Origin of the sequence: Nonomuraea sp. CA-143628, assembly GCF_050942315.1 — a bacterium.
GTDB lineage: Bacteria > Actinomycetota > Actinomycetes > Streptosporangiales > Streptosporangiaceae > Nonomuraea.
Genome location: NZ_CP192072.1, coordinates 7,489,619 through 7,506,118, shown reverse-complemented (window position 1 = coordinate 7,506,118; position 16,500 = coordinate 7,489,619). Strand labels below are relative to the sequence as shown.

At 71.0% G+C, this 16,500-nt stretch carries 13 protein-coding genes; 9 read left to right on the top strand and 4 right to left on the bottom strand.

Going from position 1 to position 16,500, the window contains the following annotated elements; all coding sequences use genetic code 11:
- The first annotated feature begins 63 nt into the window (after window positions 1-63).
- From ACQP2T_RS34355 to ACQP2T_RS34335, 5 genes are all read left to right on the top strand, one after another.
- A complete protein-coding gene (locus ACQP2T_RS34355; protein ID WP_433509040.1) occupies window positions 64-702 on the top strand; it encodes an NAD(P)-dependent oxidoreductase in 639 nt (212 codons plus the stop codon).
- A 100-nt stretch (window positions 703-802) separates the two neighbouring features.
- Window positions 803-1,234: a MarR family winged helix-turn-helix transcriptional regulator gene (locus tag ACQP2T_RS34350; RefSeq protein ID WP_433509039.1), complete on the top strand. Its 432-nt coding sequence runs from the start codon at window positions 803-805 to the stop codon at window positions 1,232-1,234.
- A gap of 51 nt (window positions 1,235-1,285) precedes the next feature.
- Window positions 1,286-1,633: an ester cyclase gene (locus ACQP2T_RS34345; RefSeq protein ID WP_433509038.1), complete on the top strand. Its 348-nt coding sequence runs from the start codon at window positions 1,286-1,288 to the stop codon at window positions 1,631-1,633.
- 35 nt (window positions 1,634-1,668) lie between these two features.
- Window positions 1,669-2,109 (top strand): hypothetical protein, encoded by a 441-nt coding sequence (locus ACQP2T_RS34340; RefSeq protein WP_433509037.1) that lies wholly within the window; start codon window positions 1,669-1,671, stop codon window positions 2,107-2,109.
- A gap of 189 nt (window positions 2,110-2,298) precedes the next feature.
- A complete protein-coding gene (locus ACQP2T_RS34335) occupies window positions 2,299-3,720 on the top strand; it encodes a dihydrolipoyl dehydrogenase family protein (RefSeq protein ID WP_433509036.1) in 1,422 nt (473 codons plus the stop codon).
- A 2-nt stretch (window positions 3,721-3,722) separates the two neighbouring features.
- Here ACQP2T_RS34335 and ACQP2T_RS34330 read toward each other — a convergent pair whose 3' ends face one another.
- The 4 genes from ACQP2T_RS34330 to ACQP2T_RS34315 all read right to left on the bottom strand — a co-directional run bounded on the left by ACQP2T_RS34330 (window position 3,723) and on the right by ACQP2T_RS34315 (window position 9,433).
- Window positions 3,723-4,742 carry a hypothetical protein gene (locus ACQP2T_RS34330; RefSeq protein ID WP_433509035.1) on the bottom strand — a complete coding sequence of 340 codons (1,020 nt, stop codon included), beginning with the start codon at window positions 4,740-4,742 and terminating at the stop codon, window positions 3,723-3,725.
- Window positions 4,743-4,765: 23 nt separating this feature from the next.
- Window positions 4,766-5,710 carry a fatty acid desaturase family protein gene (locus tag ACQP2T_RS34325; RefSeq protein WP_433509034.1) on the bottom strand — a complete coding sequence of 315 codons (945 nt, stop codon included), beginning with the start codon at window positions 5,708-5,710 and terminating at the stop codon, window positions 4,766-4,768.
- Between the two features lie 256 nt (window positions 5,711-5,966).
- Window positions 5,967-7,154 (bottom strand): acetate/propionate family kinase, encoded by a 1,188-nt coding sequence (locus ACQP2T_RS34320; RefSeq protein WP_433509033.1) that lies wholly within the window; start codon window positions 7,152-7,154, stop codon window positions 5,967-5,969.
- On the bottom strand, window positions 7,130-9,433 hold the full coding sequence (locus tag ACQP2T_RS34315; RefSeq protein ID WP_433509032.1) for a phosphoketolase family protein: 2,304 nt from the start codon (window positions 9,431-9,433) through the stop codon (window positions 7,130-7,132). The genes ACQP2T_RS34320 and ACQP2T_RS34315 overlap by 25 nt, the downstream gene beginning before the upstream one ends.
- A 186-nt stretch (window positions 9,434-9,619) precedes the next feature.
- On the opposite strand from ACQP2T_RS34315, the gene ACQP2T_RS34310 reads away from it, so the two are divergent.
- The 4 genes from ACQP2T_RS34310 (at window position 9,620) to zwf (ending at window position 16,450) form a co-directional block, all read left to right on the top strand.
- Entirely contained in the window at window positions 9,620-11,503 is a 1,884-nt protein-coding gene (locus ACQP2T_RS34310; RefSeq protein ID WP_433509031.1) for a hypothetical protein, read from the top strand.
- Between the two features lie 162 nt (window positions 11,504-11,665).
- Entirely contained in the window at window positions 11,666-13,372 is a 1,707-nt protein-coding gene (locus ACQP2T_RS34305; protein WP_433509030.1) for an IlvD/Edd family dehydratase, read from the top strand.
- 71 nt (window positions 13,373-13,443) lie between these two features.
- Window positions 13,444-15,075: a glucose-6-phosphate isomerase gene (gene pgi, locus ACQP2T_RS34300; RefSeq protein ID WP_433509029.1), complete on the top strand. Its 1,632-nt coding sequence runs from the start codon at window positions 13,444-13,446 to the stop codon at window positions 15,073-15,075.
- 1 nt (window position 15,076) lies between these two features.
- Window positions 15,077-16,450, top strand: coding sequence for a glucose-6-phosphate dehydrogenase (gene zwf / locus ACQP2T_RS34295; protein WP_433509028.1), 1,374 nt, complete (start codon window positions 15,077-15,079; stop codon window positions 16,448-16,450).
- Window positions 16,451-16,500 lie beyond the last annotated feature (50 nt).

Genomic DNA, 16,500 nt, shown 5'->3' with positions numbered 1-16,500 from the left:
TACTGGTAGTTTGACGGGTGGGTGGGCGTTCACTCACCATGGGCGGTATTCGAGGGAGGCCCCATGAAGCTGGCGATCTTCGGAGCTACCGGGGGTACGGGAATCGAACTGCTTCGCCAGGCGCTCGCCGCCGGGCACGAGGTGACCGCGGTGGTCCGCGATCCCCGGCGGCTGCCCACCGACCTGCCGTCCGGCCTCGGCATCGTCCAGGCCGACCTGATGGACCCGGACGCCATCGCGCCCGCCGTCAGGGACCGCGACGCCGTACTGTCCGCGATGGGTTCCGGTAGCCGGGGGCCCACCACGGTGTGTTCCGACAGCATCGGCGCCATCGCCACGGCCATGGCGCGAGGCCGTACGCGGCGCCTGCTCATGACCAGCGCCAGCGGCCTGGTAGCCGACGCGGGCGACGGGGTTTTCACCCGCTACGTGCTCAAGCCGCTGCTCGTGCAGCGGCTCTTCAAGCACGCCTACGCCGACCTCCGGGAGGCCGAGCGGCGACTGCGCGCGACGGACCTCGACTGGACCATCGTGCGGCCGAGCCGCCTGACCGACCGTGGGCTGACGGGCCGCTACCGCACGGCGTGGGACACCAACATCAAGGGCGGCCTCAGTACGACCCGCGCCGACACGGCCCACTGCCTGCTCGCGCTGGCCGCGGATCCCACGTCCGTGCGCCACGCCGTTTCCGTGGCCTCTTGACGCCTCATACTCTTGATGACATCAAGAGTTGTTGATAGAAAGAGTAGAGGTGATCGCTCTTCCAGCGAGGACGGGGGCGCCGAGAGCAGAAAGATCACGTGTGGAGACTCCCGAAGACAGGTTCTTCCGCGAGCTGGGCGGTGCCTGCGGTGAGACGCGCCAGGCGTTCGCGCGGCATGTGGGGATGAGCTCGTCCAGACTTCAGCTGCTGATGCGGCTGTGGAGGAACGGGGAGACCAGTCACAGCGAGCTTCGTCAGGGCCTGTCTCTCGACGGGGCGAGCGTCACCCGGCTGATCAAAGAGTTCGAGGCCGAGGGACTGGTCAGCCGTCGCATCGATCCGGCGGACAACCGCTACACCCTGGCCAGCCTGACCTCCACCGGCGAACGGGCGGCCGCCGACCTGGAGCGGTCTCACCAGGCATACCAGGTGCGGCTGCTCGACGGCATCAGCGCAGGGGAGCGGGAGATCGTGCTGCGCGCCCTGGAGCGGCTGCGCGCCAACATGGTCCGCATCGACCCGGTCGGCTGATGGCCGGTGATACCCGCAGGTCCCGTGATACCAGCAGAAAAGAGCAGACAGATGATCGACGACGTGCGAGCTGTCGGGCAGCGCATGTACGAGGCGTTCAACACCCATGACTTCGGAGCCGCCGAGACGATCTTCGCTCCGGATTTCGTCAGCCACCCGTTGGGCACCACCGGAGCCGAGAGCGTCGTCCGGGCGTGGACCCGGTTCCACGAGAGGTTCCCCGAGGTGCGGGTGATCGTCGAGGACATGCTCGTCGACGGCGACAAGGTCGCCGTCCGCACCACCCTGCACGGGCTCCCGGCCGATGTCGCCGAGCAGCCGCCGCCGACGATGCTGGAGATCTTCCGGGTGCGAGACGGACGTATCGCCGAACTGTGGGGCCTGTCCGCGCTGAGGTGATCCGCCACGCGACGGGATACCCGCATGAGAGGGCGATGTCGGGGCAGCAGGATGTGGTGAACCCCGCACGGTACGACCCCGCCGACCTGGAACATCGCATCCGCCAAGAGTTAACCAACGCGGGGTTCACCGTGGAGCCCCCGAAGCCGCCCAGGCTGAACGGGCCATCCGGGTCGTCGGGTGAAGGCGGTCTCAGCCTCCGGCGCGAGCCTGGTCGCGGTGTGGTCGTCTCGTGGGAGGCCTCTCCCGACCTCGCCAAGGCCGACATGGTGAAGTACGAGACCATCCGCACCGCCGTGCAACTCGCTCTGCGCACGATCCTGGCGCAGGCCGGATTCCAGGTGGTCGGCGACTTCGGCGGCAACGAGATGCTCGTCATCGCCGACCCCCTCGGTACGACGCCCGAGGACCACTGGCCGCCCGGGACGGTACCCGAGCGGACCCGGCCGAACGAGCGGGCACCGGAACAGAACTGACCCGGCGCACAACCGGCCCTCGAAACCACCGGTCCTCCCAAGTAGCGGCTGTCCCCAAGCGTGCCCACCCCGGACAACCGGGCGAAACCTGTCGGCCAGCGCCTCCCCTTGGCGAGGAGGGGAGGGGGCCGGTGGGAGACTGCTGGTGAGAGCCGCGGTAGCGGGGCGAGCGTTACGGGAGAGGTAGGCATGACCGACGAGTTCGACGTCATAGTGATCGGCGCCGGCCCCGCCGGCGAGAACGCCGCGGCCAGAGCCGTGCGCGGTGGTCTGACCGCCGCCATCGTGGAGGACCGCCTGGCCGGTGGCGAATGTTCCTACTGGGCCTGCATCCCGAGCAAGGCGCTGCTGCGCCCGATAGACCTGGCGGCCGAGGTGGGGCGAGTGCCCGGTATGTCGCTCGGCCCGATCGAGGTGAGCAAGGTGCTCGCCCGGCGCGACGAGGCCGTGTCGCACTACAACGACTCGGGGCAGGTCGAGTGGATCAAGAACGTGCCCATCGAGTTCGTCCGGGGCCGAGGACGGCTCGACGGGGCTAAGCGGGTGCTGGTGACCACGCAAGACGGGCAGGAGACCGCCGAACGGGTGCTGACCGCGCGGCATGCCGTCGTGCTGGCCACCGGGAGCACCGCCCTGGTCCCGCCGGTGCCGGGGCTGGCCGAGGCGAAGCCCTGGACGAGCCACGAGGTCACGGCCGCCCAGGCGGTGCCGGAGCGGCTGGCCGTGATCGGTGGCGGAGTGGTCGCCTGTGAGATGGCGCAGGCCATGCACGGGCTCGGCGCGCGGCAGACCACCCTCCTGGTACGCGGGGGGTCGCTGCTCCCCAAGATGGAGCCGTTTGCCGGTCAGCTGCTGGCCGAGTCGTTCGCCGACGCCGGGATCGAGGTGCGGACCCGCACGGGCGTCGCTCGCGTCGAACGTCCGGAGCCCGGTGGCAAGGTGACCGTGCACCTGCCAGAGGGGCCACCCGTGGAGGCCGACGAACTCCTGGTGGCCACCGGCCGGGTGCCCGCCACCTCCGGGCTCGGGCTCGAGTCGGTCGGACTGCCGGGCGGCCGCTCGATCGAGGTGGACGACAGCATGCGGGCCACGGGCGTCGAGGGCGGCTGGCTGTACGCGATCGGCGACATCAACGGCCGCGCCCTGCTCACCCATATGGGCAAGTACCAGGCGCGGGCCTGTGGCGACGTCATCGCGGCGCGGGCCAAGGGCGGCGACGACACGCTCCCCGCGATGCGCGACATCGCGGACGGGTACGGGGCGCCGCAGGTGGTGTTCACGGACCCGCAGATCTGCGCGGTCGGCCTCACTGAGGCCGCGGCTCGCGAGGCCGGGTTCGCGGTGCGCGCGGTCGAGTACGACCTGGGCAACGTCACGGGGGCTTACCTCCTCGGCGACGGATATCGCGGCCGGGCCAAGATAGTCGTGGATGAGGAGCGGCGGGTGCTGCTGGGCGTCACGTTCGCCGGTCCCGGCGCGGCCGAGCTGCTGCACGCGGCGACGATCGCGGTCACCGGCGAGGTGCCGCTCGACCGGCTCTGGCACGCCGTCCCGTCCTTCCCCACGGTCAGCGAGATCTGGCTGCGCCTCCTGGAGGAGTACGGCCTCTGACGTCAGGTCGGTGCGATGGTTTCGGCGGTGTGCCACAGGCCGGGCAGCGCGTCCAGTACGCGCTGCCCGCGCCGCCGCCGGTCCGCGAACGTCTCGGCGTCCAGGTCCGCCAGCAACGCGCGGAACCCCTCCTCGTAGGGCCCGGTGGGCGCCCCGGCCAGTGACAGCTTCTTCAGGCACCGCGCGTACGTCGCCACCAGCCAGAACACCGCCTCCCGGTGCAGGCCGCTCGCGATGAGCTCCCGGCTGCCGTCGATCGACAGCGGCCGGGCGGCCTCGCTGATGTCCGACGAGAACGGGTATGACGCGGCCTGGACGTCCTTGGCCGCGTCGAACACCCGCTCCAGCACCTCCAGGTGCCCGGCCACGCGCGCCGCCCCCAGCCCGCCGCAGCCGAGCAGCTCCAGCAGCGTCTCGTGCCGGTCCAGCATCCCGTGTACGGCCAGTAGCTCCCGTACGGCCTCGTAGCGGCGGCGGACGGTGGGGTTGCGCAGCCCGGCGACGAGCAGCACATGAGTCGTGACCCCGGTGCCGAACAGCCACGACATCACCTGGTCGACCGGCGGCGCCGCCTCGTCCATGCCGGCGATCCCGCGGCGCACCACGTCCATCGCCGCGCCGCACCGCCGCAGCACCCGCCGCCGGTCGGCGAACTCGCGGGCCACCACCTCGTGCAGCGCGGTCAGCCGCCCGCCCGGATCGGCCAGCACTCCGGGCAGGTGGAAGCTGCCCGCCAGGTGGTAGTCGCCCAGGACGTCCTCCGCCGACGCCAACCGCTCGCCCGACATATACGAAATTTCTAGCAAAACGCCGTCGTACCGCAGCTTTCCGGGCTTGACGGGCGGATCCGGGACGTCCAGCACCACCATCACGTCCACATCGGAGCTGGTGGCCAGGACCGCGTCCGCGGGCGACCACAGCACCGAGCCGGTCAGGAACGCGCCGCCGAACCCGGGCAGCTCGGAGCCCACCTCGGCCACCCACCGCCGCGCGATCTCCCTGGCCGCCCGAACTCGTGTCACCACGTCACCCGCCCGCGCCGGTCCTACCCGCGAGCGCGCAGCGGCGCGCCCACCTCGTGGAGGTGCTTCATCGCCTGGCCCCAGGAGGCCAGCAGCCCGCACTCCACGTAAGCCACTCCCAGCGACTCACAGTGCTCCCGCACCAGCGGTTGCACCTTGCGCAGGTTGGGGGTCGGCATGCCGGGGAACAGGTGGTGCTCGATCTGGTAGTTGAGGCCGCCCAGCGCCGTGTTGATCACATGCCCGCCGCGTACGTTCCGGGAGGTGAGCACCTGGCGGCGCAGGAAGTCGAGCTCGTCCTCGGCGGTGAGGACCGGCATGCCCTTGTGGTTGGGGGCGAACGTGCACCCCAGGTAGACACCGAAGCACGCCTGGTGCACCAGCAGGAAGACCACGGCCTTGCCCACCGGCAGGACCGCGAACACGCCACCCAGGTAGATGACGAAGTGCGCGAGCAGCAGCAGCCCTTCGGCCATCCGGTTCTTGAGAGAGTCGCGGCGCAGCGCCCGGACGCTGGAGATGTGCAGGTTGAGGCCCTCCAGCGTCAGCAGCGGGAAGAACAGGAACGCCTGATAGCGGCCGATGAGCCTGGGCAGTCCCCGGCTGGCCTCGGCCTGCTTGATCGACCAGAGCAGGACGTCGGGCGCGACGTCGGGGTCGTGGTCCTCGTGGTTGGGGTTGGCGTGGTGGCGCGTGTGCTTGTCCTGCCACCACCCGTAGCTGAGCCCGATGCCGAGGTTGCCGACGAGCAGGCCCGCGATCGCGCTGGTGCGCCGGGACGGGAACACCTGCCCGTGGGCCAGGTCGTGGGCGAGCAGGGCCACCTGACCGAACGTCGCCGCCTGGAACACCGCGACCAGAATCTGCCACCACGAGTCGCCGACCAGGGCGAACGCCACCCAGCCCGCCGCGAAGAGGCCCGTCACCACGCTGATCCGCGTGGCGTAGTAGACGGGTCGCCGTTCCATGAGGCCTGCCTGGGCCACCCGGCGTGACAGGCGGGCGAAGTCGCTCCCCCTCTCTTCCGATGCCGGTGCCGATGCCGAGGCCGTGGCGGCGCGAGTAGTGCTCACGTCAGTCACAGATTCTCCGATGCTCCAGACTCGATTCCCGATCGTTCACCATCAGCATTTCGGGATAACCGTGATCGCGAAGTCCTGCTGTCACCCGTCTTCGGGGTAGGGCTGTCCCTACCTCCGGGACCGGCCGCCCCGCCTCCGCCGGTCACACGCGGATCAGCGCGAGTGCCTGACGGGCGATCTCCCATTCCTCGTCCGTGGGCACGACCAGCACGGCCACCTCCGACTCCGGCGTGGACACCCGCCGCTCGCCCGTCTCGTCGGCCTCGTTGCGCGTCGGGTCGAGGGCGATGCCGAGGCGGTCCAGCCCGGTCAGCGCGGCGGCCCGGGTGGCCGGGTCGTGCTCGCCGACGCCGCCCGTGAAGACGATCGCGTCCACCCGGCCGAGCAGCGCGTAGTAGGCCCCGACGTACTTCCTGATCCGGCGGCCGTAGATGTCCAGCGCGAGCCGCGCCCGCTCGTCGCCGTCGCGGGCCCGGCGCCGTACCTCCCGCATGTCGCCGCTGCCGGCGAGCGCGAGCAGGCCGCTGCGGTGCGTCAGCTCCTTCTCCGTCCGCACGATGTCCATGCCGCCCGCGCGGGCCAGGTAGCCGGTCAGCGCCGGGTCCACGTCCCCTGAACGGGTGCCCATGACCAGCCCCTCCAGCGGCGTGAGCCCCATGGAGGTGTCGACGCTGCGGCCGCCCTCGATCGCGGTCGCGCTCGCGCCGTTGCCGAGGTGCAGCACGATCAGGTTCGTCCGCGCCGGATCGCGGTCCAGCAGCTCGGCCGCCCGCGCCGACACGTACGCGCAGGAGGTGCCGTGGAAGCCGTAGCGCCGCACGCCCAGCCGGTCATGCCAGTCGCGGGGCACGGCGTAGGTGTACGCCTCGGGCGGCAGCGTCCGATGGAAGGCGGTGTCGAAAACGGCCACCTGCGGCACATCGGGAAAGGCCTCGCGGGCCACCCGGATGCCGGTGAGGTTGACCGGGTTGTGCAGGGGAGCGAGCGCCGAGAGGTTCCCGATGGCGCTGATCACGTCGTCGTCCACCAGCACCGCCTCCTGGAAGCGGGTCCCGCCGTGCACCACCCGATGCCCCACCGCCACCGGTTTCAGCGCGGGCCCCGCCTCGTCGAAGGCGGCCAGCATGGCGGCCAGCCCCGCCGCGTGGTCGCCGAACCGCTCCTTCCGCTCGTACGGCGGGTCGTCGCCGGCGTGGTGGATCAACCGCCCCTCCTTGTCGCCGATCCGCTCCACCAGCCCTCTGGCCGGCCGCTCGTGCGACTCCACGTCCACCAACTCGTACTTGATGGAGGAGGAGCCGGTGTTCAGGACGAGAATCTGTCCGGCCATGTCCACTCCCGGATCTCGGGCGCGTCCTCGCCGTGCTCACGGGTGTGGGCGCGGGCGCGCAGGCGGGCGTCGGTCATCCGCTGGCGGAGGTGAGCCTGGGAGGAACCGAGGCCAGGTGTGCGGTCGATGACGTCGGTGACCAGATGGTAGCGGTCGATGTCGTTGAGCATGACCATGTCGAAGGGCGTGGTGGTGGTGCCCTCCTCCTTGTAGCCGCGGACATGCATGTGGGCGTGGCCGTGGCGGCGGTAGGTGAGGCGGTGGATGAGCGCGGGGTAGCCGTGGAAGTTGAAGATGACCGGTTTGTCGGTGGTGAACAGGGCGTCGTACTCGGTGTCCGGCAGGCCGTGCGGGTGCTCCGACGGCGGTTGCAGGCGCATCAGGTCGACCACGTTGATCACGCGTACGCGTAGCTCGGGCAGGTGCTCGCGGAGCAGCGCGGTGGCGGCCAGGGTCTCCAGCGTGGGGATGTCGCCGGCGCAGGCCAGCACGACGTCGGGGTCGCTTCCCTCGTCGGTGGAGGCCCACGGCAGGATGCCCAGGCCCCGGGTGCAGTGGGCGATGGCCTGGTCCATGGTGAACAGGTCGAGGATCGGCTGCTTGCCGGCCACGATGACGTTGACGTAGTCGCGCGAGCGCAGGCAGTGGTCGCCGACCGACAGCAGGGTGTTGGCGTCGGGCGGCAGGTAGACGCGCACGACGCTGGCCTTCTTGTTGACCACGACGTCCAGGAAGCCTGGATCCTGGTGGGAGAAGCCGTTGTGGTCCTGCCGCCAGACGTGCGAGGACAGCAGGTACGTGAGCGAGGCGACGGGCCGCCGCCAGGGGATCTTCTGGGAGGACTCCAGCCATTTGGCGTGCTGGTTGAACATGGCGTCGATGATGTGGATGAACGCCTCGTAGCAGTTGAACAGGCCGTGCCGTCCGGTCAGCAGGTAGCCCTCCAGCCAGCCCTGGCACAGGTGCTCGCTCAGCACCTCCATCACCCGGCCGCCGGGGGCCAGGTTCACGTCGGTGGGTTCGAGGCGGGCGTTCCAGGCCCGGTCGGTGACCTCGAACACGGCCGAGAGCCGGTTGGAGTCGGTCTCGTCGGGACCCATCAGCCGGAAGGCGCGCGGGTTGGCGGTGATCACGTCGCGCAGCAGGGCGCCGAGCACCCGGGTCGGCTCGCTGGACTGGGTGGCGGGTGTCTTGACCTCGACGGCGTGCTCGCGGAAGTCGGGCAGTCGCAGGGGCTGGAGCAGTTCGCCACCGTTGGTGTGCGGGTTGGCGCTCATCCTGCGCTCGCCCGGCGGCACCGTCTCCCGGATCGAAGTCACCGGCCGGCCGTCGTCGTCGAACAGCTCCTCGGGCCGGTAGGAGCGCATCCACTCCTCCAGCATCGCCAGGTGCTCGGGGTTCTCCCGTACCTTGGCCAGCGGCACCTGATGGGCTCGCCAGGTGCCCTCCACCGGCAGGCCGTCCACGACGCGGGGCCCGGTCCAGCCTTTCGGCGTGCGCAGGATGATCACGGGGAGCCGGTCGGATCGGCGCTGTTTGTACTCGGCGATCTGGTCGAAGACGGTGTCGAGGGTGTCGGCCATCTCCTGGTGGTCGGGGCCGACGATGTGCGGCCGGTAGCCGTATCCCTCCATGAGCGCGACCAGCGTCTCCGTGGGGATGCGGGCCAGCACGGTCGGGTTGGCGATCTTGTAACCGTTCAGGTGGAGGATCGGCAGCACCACGCCGTCATGCGCCGGGTCGAGGAACTTGTTGGAATGCCAGCTCCCGGCCAGCGGCCCGGTCTCGGCCTCGCCGTCGCCGATGACGCAGGCCACGACCAGTTCGGGGTTGTCGAAGGCGGCGCCGTAGGCGTGCGCGAGGGAGTAGCCGAGCTCGCCGCCCTCGTGGATGGAGCCGGGCGTCTCCGGCGCGGCGTGGCTCGGAATGCCGCCGGGGAAGGAGAACTGCCGGAACAGCCGCTGCATCCCGGCCGCGTCCTGGGAGACGTCCGGATAGCGCTCGGAGTAGGTGCCCTCCAGCCAGGCGTGCGCGACCGTCGCGGGACCGCCGTGGCCGGGGCCGGCGATGTAGATCATGTCCTGGTCGCGTTCGCGGATCACCCGGTTGAGGTGGGCGAAGCAGAAGTTCAGTCCCGGTGTGGTGCCCCAATGGCCGAGCAGGCGGGGTTTGATGTGCTCTGGGGTCAATGGCGTCTTTAGTAGTGGATTGTCCAGCAGATAGATCTGGCCCACCGACAGATAGTTGGCCGCGCGCCAGTACGCATCGATTCGCTCCATGTCTCTGCTGATTCCTCCAGAAACGCTGCTCAACCTTAGGCGGCGATCATTCTGATCCAATTTGATGCATATTGACTCGGCCTGCTGAACCTCATTCGGTTAGCATCCGTCATATCGGTGGGGGGCCGCAGTCACTGGCAGGACGCGCGAACGCGCGCTGCCGAAAACGGGGTGCGGAGGACGCCGGTGGGTGGATCGCGGGGATTGGCCGTACACGACGACATAGAGATGTCGTTGCTGTCGGGAGAGCACGCACTGTACGGGGAAGGCAGCCTGCGGGCGGCGCGGCGCTGGTTCGAGACCGCCCATCGGGAGGCCGAACGGCACGGCGACGCGGACGGGATGGCGCGGGCGGCGCTCGGGCTGGGTGGGCTGTGGGTGCACGAGCACCGCACGGCGGCCGAGGCGGCCGCGGTGCGCGCGCGCCAGCGCCAGGCTCTGGCGCTGGTCGAGCCGCGCTCCTCACTGGGATTACGGCTGCGGGTACGCCTGGCCGGCGAGGACGACTACCGCGGTGGCGGGCACGAGGCGATCCTGGCCATGGTCGAAGAGGCCAGGCGGGCCGGTGACCCCGTCGCGCTGGCCGAGGCGCTGAGCCTGGCCCACCACTGCGTGCTGGGGCCCGAGCACGGCGCCCTGCGCCTGGCGCTGGCCGAGGAGCTGATCGAGCAGGCGCCGCGGACCGGGCGCCGCGGCGACCTGCTGATGGGGCTGCTCTGGCGGACCGTCGACCTGGTGCTGGACGCCGACCCTCACGCCGAGCGGGCGCTGGTGGAGCTGCGCGGCCTGCTGTCCAGAGAGGACCACCTGGCGGTCGGGTTCGTCGTGGACGCGATGGAGGTCATGCTCGGCATCAGGAGCGGCCGGCTGGCGGAGGCCGAGGCGATGGCCGGAGCCTGCGCCGACCGGGGCGCGGCGGCCGGTGACATCGACAGCGCGGGCTGGTACGCCGGCCAGCTCGCGGCCATCCGCTGGTACCAGGGACGCACCGCCGAGCTCGTCCCCATGCTGGCGGACCTGGTCAACTCGCCGGATCTCAGCGCGGTGGACAGCTCGTTGTGGGCGGTGCTCGCGGTGTCCGCGGCCACCGCGGGGGACCGGCGGCTGGCTGAGGGGGCGCTGGCCCGGCTGCGCGTCAGGGACCTGGGGGCCCTGCCCCACTCCAGCACCTGGCTCATCTCGATGTACGGCGCGGCGGAGGCGGCGTACCTGCTCGGCGACGCGGACACGGCGGCCGAGGTCCATGCCGTGCTCCGCCCGTTCGAGCGGCTGCCCGTCGTCGTCAGCCTGGGGGTCACCTGCCTCGGCTCGGTCCGCCACTCGCTCGGACTGGCCATGCTGACCTGCGGCGAGACGGACAAGGCGATCGCCTACCTGCGGGCCGCCGTGCACGACAACCTCGCCCTGGGGCACTGGCCCGCCGTCGCGCTCTCCCGCCTGCGGCTCGGCCAGGCACTGCGCGGGACCGAGGAGTCGCGCAGGGTCCTGGCGCTGGCCCGGCAGGAGGCCGCGTCGCTGGGCATGACGCTGCCCGACGACGGTCCGGTGGCCCCGGCCGAGGTCGTCTGCGCCCGCCAGGGCCGCAAGTGGCGGATCGAGCTGGCCGGCCGGACCGTGCTCGTCGACCACATCGTGGGCATGGCCCATCTGGCGACCCTGCTGGCCAACCCCGGCCGCGAGATCCCGGCCGTCGACCTGGCCGCGGGGGCGGTGGCCGGCGAGGCGGCCGAGTCGGCCCAGCCGATGCTGGACGAGCAGGCCAGGCAGACCTACAAGCGGCGGCTGTCCGGGCTGCAGGCCGAGATCGACGAGCTGGAGGCGATGCACGACCTGCAGCGGGCCGCCACGCTGCGGGCCGAGCGCGACTGGCTGATCGACGAGCTGGCCGCCGCCACCGGGCTGGCCGGGCGGGCCCGCCAGTTCGCCGGCAGCGACGAACGCGCCAGGATCGCCGTGGGCAAGGCCATCAGGCGGGCCCTGGTGCGCATCGGCGAGGCGGACCCGGTCATCGCCGAGCGGCTGCGGTCCGCCGTGGTGATGGGGGTGCGATGCAGCTATCACCCGGTGTGAGGTGGAACGGCGTGGAACGGGATGGAACGCCTAACAGGTGTATCCACCCTGGACCGTGATCTCACGCTTCGGCGGCCAGTGAGATCACGCCCCACCGGCGGCCCGTGTCCCTGTGCGGGCCGCCGGTTTCATCCCCAAATGGCGGGATGTCAGGATGAGGGCATGCCGCTCCGCAGCTCCCGCTGGTACTCAGGTCAAGACCGCAACTCCTACATCCATCGCGCGTGGATGCGTCGTGGCCTGCCGGAGGCCGCGTTCGACGGGGACCGGCCGCACATCGCGATCGCCAACACCGCCTCCGACCTCACCCCCTGCAACTCCCACCTCGACGAGGTGGCCGACAGCGTCAAGCAGGGCGTGTGGGCGGCCGGCGGCGTCCCGCTCAACCTGCCCGTCGTCTCCCTCGGCGAGACGAACGTCCGGCCGACCGCGATGCTCTGGCGCAACCTGGCCGCCATGGCCACCGAGGAGATGCTGCGCGCCAACCCGATCGACGGCGTGGTGCTGCTCGGCGGCTGCGACAAGACCATCCCGTCGCTGCTGATGGCCGCCGCCTCGGTGGACCTGCCCGCCCTGGTGGTGCCCGGCGGCCCGATGCTGACCGGCCACTTCCGCGGCGTCCCGCTCGGCTGCGGCACCGACGTGTGGCGGCTGAGCGAGGAGGTACGCGCGGGGACGCTCTCCCGCGAGGCGTTCCTCCGCTCCGAGTCGTCCATGATCCGCAGCCGCGGCCACTGCAACACGATGGGCACCGCCTCGACCATGGCCTGCATGGCCGAGGCCCTCGGCATGACCCTGCCCGGCACGGCGGGCACCCCCGCACCCGACAGCAGGCTGCTCGAACGCTCCCACGAGAGCGGCCGGCTCGCCGTCGAGCTGGTACGGCGCGAACTGCGGCCGAGCCGGGTGATGACCAGGGGATCGTTCCTCAACGCGATCGTGACGCTGGCCGCGATCGGCGGCTCCACCAACGCCGTCGTCCACCTGCTGGCCATCGCCGGGCGCCTCGGCGTCGAGCTGGAGCTGGACGACTTCGACCGGACCGGCAGGGGAGTGCCGCTGCTGGTCGACCTCCAGCCCGCGGGCCGGCACCTGATGGACGACCTGTTCAGGGCGGGCGGGCTGACGGCCGTGCTGAAGGAGGTCGAGGACCTGCTCGACCCGGCGGCGGTCACCGTCAGCGGCCGGCCGCTCGTGGAACACCTCGCCGGCGCGGAGATCTGGGACGAGGGCGTCATCCGCCGCCGCGCCGACCCGCTGCTGCCCGAGGCCGGGATCGCGGTGCTGCGCGGCAACCTCGCGCCGGACGGCGCGGTGATCAAGCCCGCCGCCGCCTCGCCCGAACTGCTGAGCCACCGCGGCCGGGCCGTCGTGTTCGACAGCGTCGAGGATCTCAACGCCCGGCTCGACTCGCCGGACCTGGACGTCGACGAGACGTCGGTCCTGGTGCTGCGCGGCTGCGGGCCCAAGGGCTACCCCGGCATGCCCGAGCTGGGCAACCTGCCGCTGCCCGCGAAACTGCTGGCCAAGGGCGTACGCGACATGGTCCGCATCAGCGACGCCCGGATGAGCGGCACCGCGTACGGCACGGTCGTGCTGCACACCGCGCCCGAGGCGGCGGCCGGCGGGCCGCTCGCGCGGGTGCGGACCGGCGACCCCATCGTGCTGGACGTCGCGGCCAGGCGGCTCGACGTCGACATCCCCGCCGCCGAACTGGCCGCCAGGGAGCCGGTCGTCCACGGGCACGCCGCCCCGCCGCGCGGCTGGGAGCGCCTGTACGTCGACCACGTCATGCAGGCCGACAAGGGGGCGGACCTTGATTTCCTCACAGGTTCGAGCGGCGACGCCGTGGGCAGGGAATCCCACTGACCTGGACTCTCTCGCGATATCTTGCCCGGTACGGGACTAGTGTGATCGGTTTGACGGCACGAGGAGGAAGAGTGGGCGGCGACATCACCCAGAGCCAGGAATGGGCGGCACTGGACAAACACCACGGGGAGCTGGCGGGCAAGCAGCTGCGCGAGCTGTTCGCGGAGGATCCGGGCCGCGCCGAGCGGATGACGCTGACCGCCGGTGACCTCTACCTCGACTACGCCAAGCACCGCGCCACGGACGAGACGATCGACCTGCTCGTCCAGCTGGCCGAGCGGGCCGGGCTGCGCGACCGGATCGGCGCGATGTTCCGGGGCGAGCACATCAACGTCAGCGAGGACCGGGCCGTCCTGCACGTCGCGCTGCGCATGAGCCAGGAGGCCAAGCTGGAGGTCGACGGCCAGGACGTCATCGCCGACGTGCACGCCGTGCTCGACAAGATGAGCGCCTTCGCCGACCGGGTCCGCTCCCGGGAGTGGACGGGCGCCACCGGGCAGCCGATCACCACCGTGGTCAACATCGGCATCGGCGGCTCCGACCTCGGCCCGGCCATGGCCTACGAGGCGCTGCGCGACTACGCCGACGCCGGCATCGCGGCCAGGTTCGTCTCCAACATCGACCCGGCCGACATCACCGGTAACCTGGCCGGCCTGGACCCGGCGAGCACGCTGGTCGTGGTCAGCTCCAAGACGTTCACCACCCTGGAGACGCTGACCAACGCCAAGGTCGCCCGGCAGTGGCTCGTCGACGCGCTCGGTGAGGACGCCGTGTCGCGGCATTTCGTGGCCGTCTCGACCAACGCCGAGAAGGTCGCCGAGTTCGGCATTGACACCGCCAACATGTTCGGCTTCTGGGACTGGGTCGGCGGCCGCTACTCCTACGACGGCGCCATCGGCCTGTCCCTGATGATCGCGATCGGGCCCGAGCGGTTCCGCGAGATGCTGGCCGGGTTCCGCGCCATGGACCAGCACTTCCGCACCGCGCCGTTCAAGGCCAACATGCCGGTGCTGCTCGGCCTGCTCGGCATCTGGTACAACGACTTCTTCGGCGCCCAGACCCGGGCCGTCCTGCCCTACAGCCAGCGGCTGCACCGCTTCCCCGCCTACCTGCAGCAGCTCACCATGGAGTCCAACGGCAAGTCCGTACGCGCAGACGGCACCCCCGTCACCACCGACACGGGCGAGATCTTCTGGGGCGAGCCGGGCACCAATGGCCAGCACGCCTTCTACCAGCTGCTGCACCAGGGCACCCGGCTGGTGCCCGCCGACTTCATCGGGTTCGCCGAGCCGTTCGAGGACCGCGCGGGCATGCACGACCTGCTCAACGCGAACCTGTTCGCGCAGACCTCCGCGCTGGCGTTCGGCAAGACGGCCGAGGAGATCGCCGGCGAGGGCACGCCGCCCGAGATCGTGCCGCACAAGGTGATGCCCGGCAACCGGCCCACCTCCACGATCCTGGCCACCAAGCTCACCCCGTCCACGCTCGGCCAGCTCGTGGCCCTGTACGAGCACGCGACGTTCGTCGAAGGCACCATCTGGGGCATCGACTCCTTCGACCAGTGGGGTGTCGAGCTGGGCAAGAAGATGGCGCTCGACCTGGCGCCCGCGCTCACCTCGGAGGAGCCACCGGCGGACTTCCCGGACGCCTCCACCGAAGGGCTCGTCCGGCGCTACCGCGAGCTGCGCGGAAGGCGGGTCTGAGGTGGGGGCGACCAAGGCCGCGGGCGCGCTCGTCCTGTTCGGCGTCACCGGCGACCTCGCGCGCAAGATGGTCCTGCCCGCCCTCTACCAGCTCACCGCCAAGGGCGAGCTCGATCTGCCGATCATCGGCGTGGCCAAGACCGACCTGGACCTCGACGGGCTGCGCGAGCACGCCCGCGCGGCCTGCGGCGGCGCGCGCGACGCGGCGTTCGAGAAGCTGGCGGGCAACCTGCGGCTCGTGGCGGGCGACTACCGCGACGCCGGCACCTACACCCGGCTCCGCGAGGAGCTGGAGGGCAAGGGTTTCCTGGTCCACTACCTGGCCGTGCCGCCCGCGCTGTTCTCGGTCGTGGCCGAGGGGCTGGCCGCGGAGGGCCTCAACAGGGACGCCAGGCTCGTCGTGGAGAAGCCGTTCGGCAGCGACCTGGACTCGGCGCGCGGGCTCAACGCCGAGCTGCTGAAGTATTTCGACGAGGACCACCTGCGCCGGGTCGACCACTTCCTGGGCAAGGAGCCGGTCGAGGACCTCATGGTGTTCCGGTTCGCCAACATGCTGGTCGAGCCCATCTGGAACCGCAACTACGTCCGCAGCGTGCAGATCACCATGGCCGAGGACTTCGACGTGGCCGACCGGGGCGCCTTCTACGACGCCAACGGCGCCATCCGCGACGTCGTCCAGAACCACCTGCTGCAACTCCTCGCCATCCTGGCCATGGACCCGCCGCCGTCCAAGGACGCCCGTGCCCAGCTGGACGAGAAGTGGCGGGTGCTGCGCGCCGTCGAGGCCATCAAGCCCGTCGACGTGGTCCGCGGCCAGTACGACGGCTACCTCGACACCCCGGGCGTCAAGAAGGGTTCGACCACCGAGACGTTCGTCGCGCTGCGCGCCTACATCGAGAACTGGCGATGGGCCGGGGTGCCGTTCTGCATCCGCGCCGGCAAGGCGCTGCCGGTGACCGACCTGGAGATCGTCGCCGAGCTGCGCAAGCCGCCGATCTCGCTGTTCCCGCACGACCCGCACCTGAACCCCAACCTGATCAGGTTCCGGCTGCAGCCCGACGCCGGGGTGACCTTCGACGTGCTGGCCAAGGAGCCCGGCAAGCAGCGCACCCGGCAGGTGCCGGTGAGCGTCGACTTCACCAAGGTGCTCGGGCCGATGGAGGCCGCCTACGAGCGGATCCTGGCCGACGCGGTGAGCGGCGATCCCCTGCGGTTCGCCAGGTTCGACCTGGTGGACGAGTCGTGGCGGATCGTCCAGCCGATCCTCGACCTGCCGGACCCGCCGCTGCCGTACGCGAAGGGCACCTGGGGGCCCAAGGAGGCCGAGAAGATCGCACCCGGCGGGTGGCACGAGATCTCGACCACCTTCGACTGATCCCGCGCGGGCGGGCAGCGGTAAGTGGCATTGACGGCGGGGCCGATAGG

Bases quoted from the DNA above. Each gene is read 5' to 3' on its own strand.
- ACQP2T_RS34320 (WP_433509033.1), bottom strand. From the start codon at position 7,154: ATGGCCGGACAGATTCTCGTCCTGAACACCGGCTCCTCCTCCATCAAG.
- ACQP2T_RS34325 (WP_433509034.1), bottom strand. From the start codon at position 5,710: ATGGAACGGCGACCCGTCTACTACGCCACGCGGATCAGCGTGGTGACG.
- ACQP2T_RS34315 (WP_433509032.1), bottom strand. From the start codon at position 9,433: ATGGAGCGAATCGATGCGTACTGGCGCGCGGCCAACTATCTGTCGGTG.
- ACQP2T_RS34340 (WP_433509037.1), top strand. From the start codon at position 1,669: ATGTCGGGGCAGCAGGATGTGGTGAACCCCGCACGGTACGACCCCGCC.
- ACQP2T_RS34335 (WP_433509036.1), top strand. From the start codon at position 2,299: ATGACCGACGAGTTCGACGTCATAGTGATCGGCGCCGGCCCCGCCGGC.
- ACQP2T_RS34345 (WP_433509038.1), top strand. From the start codon at position 1,286: ATGATCGACGACGTGCGAGCTGTCGGGCAGCGCATGTACGAGGCGTTC.
- ACQP2T_RS34355 (WP_433509040.1), top strand. From the start codon at position 64: ATGAAGCTGGCGATCTTCGGAGCTACCGGGGGTACGGGAATCGAACTG.
- ACQP2T_RS34305 (WP_433509030.1), top strand. From the start codon at position 11,666: ATGCCGCTCCGCAGCTCCCGCTGGTACTCAGGTCAAGACCGCAACTCC.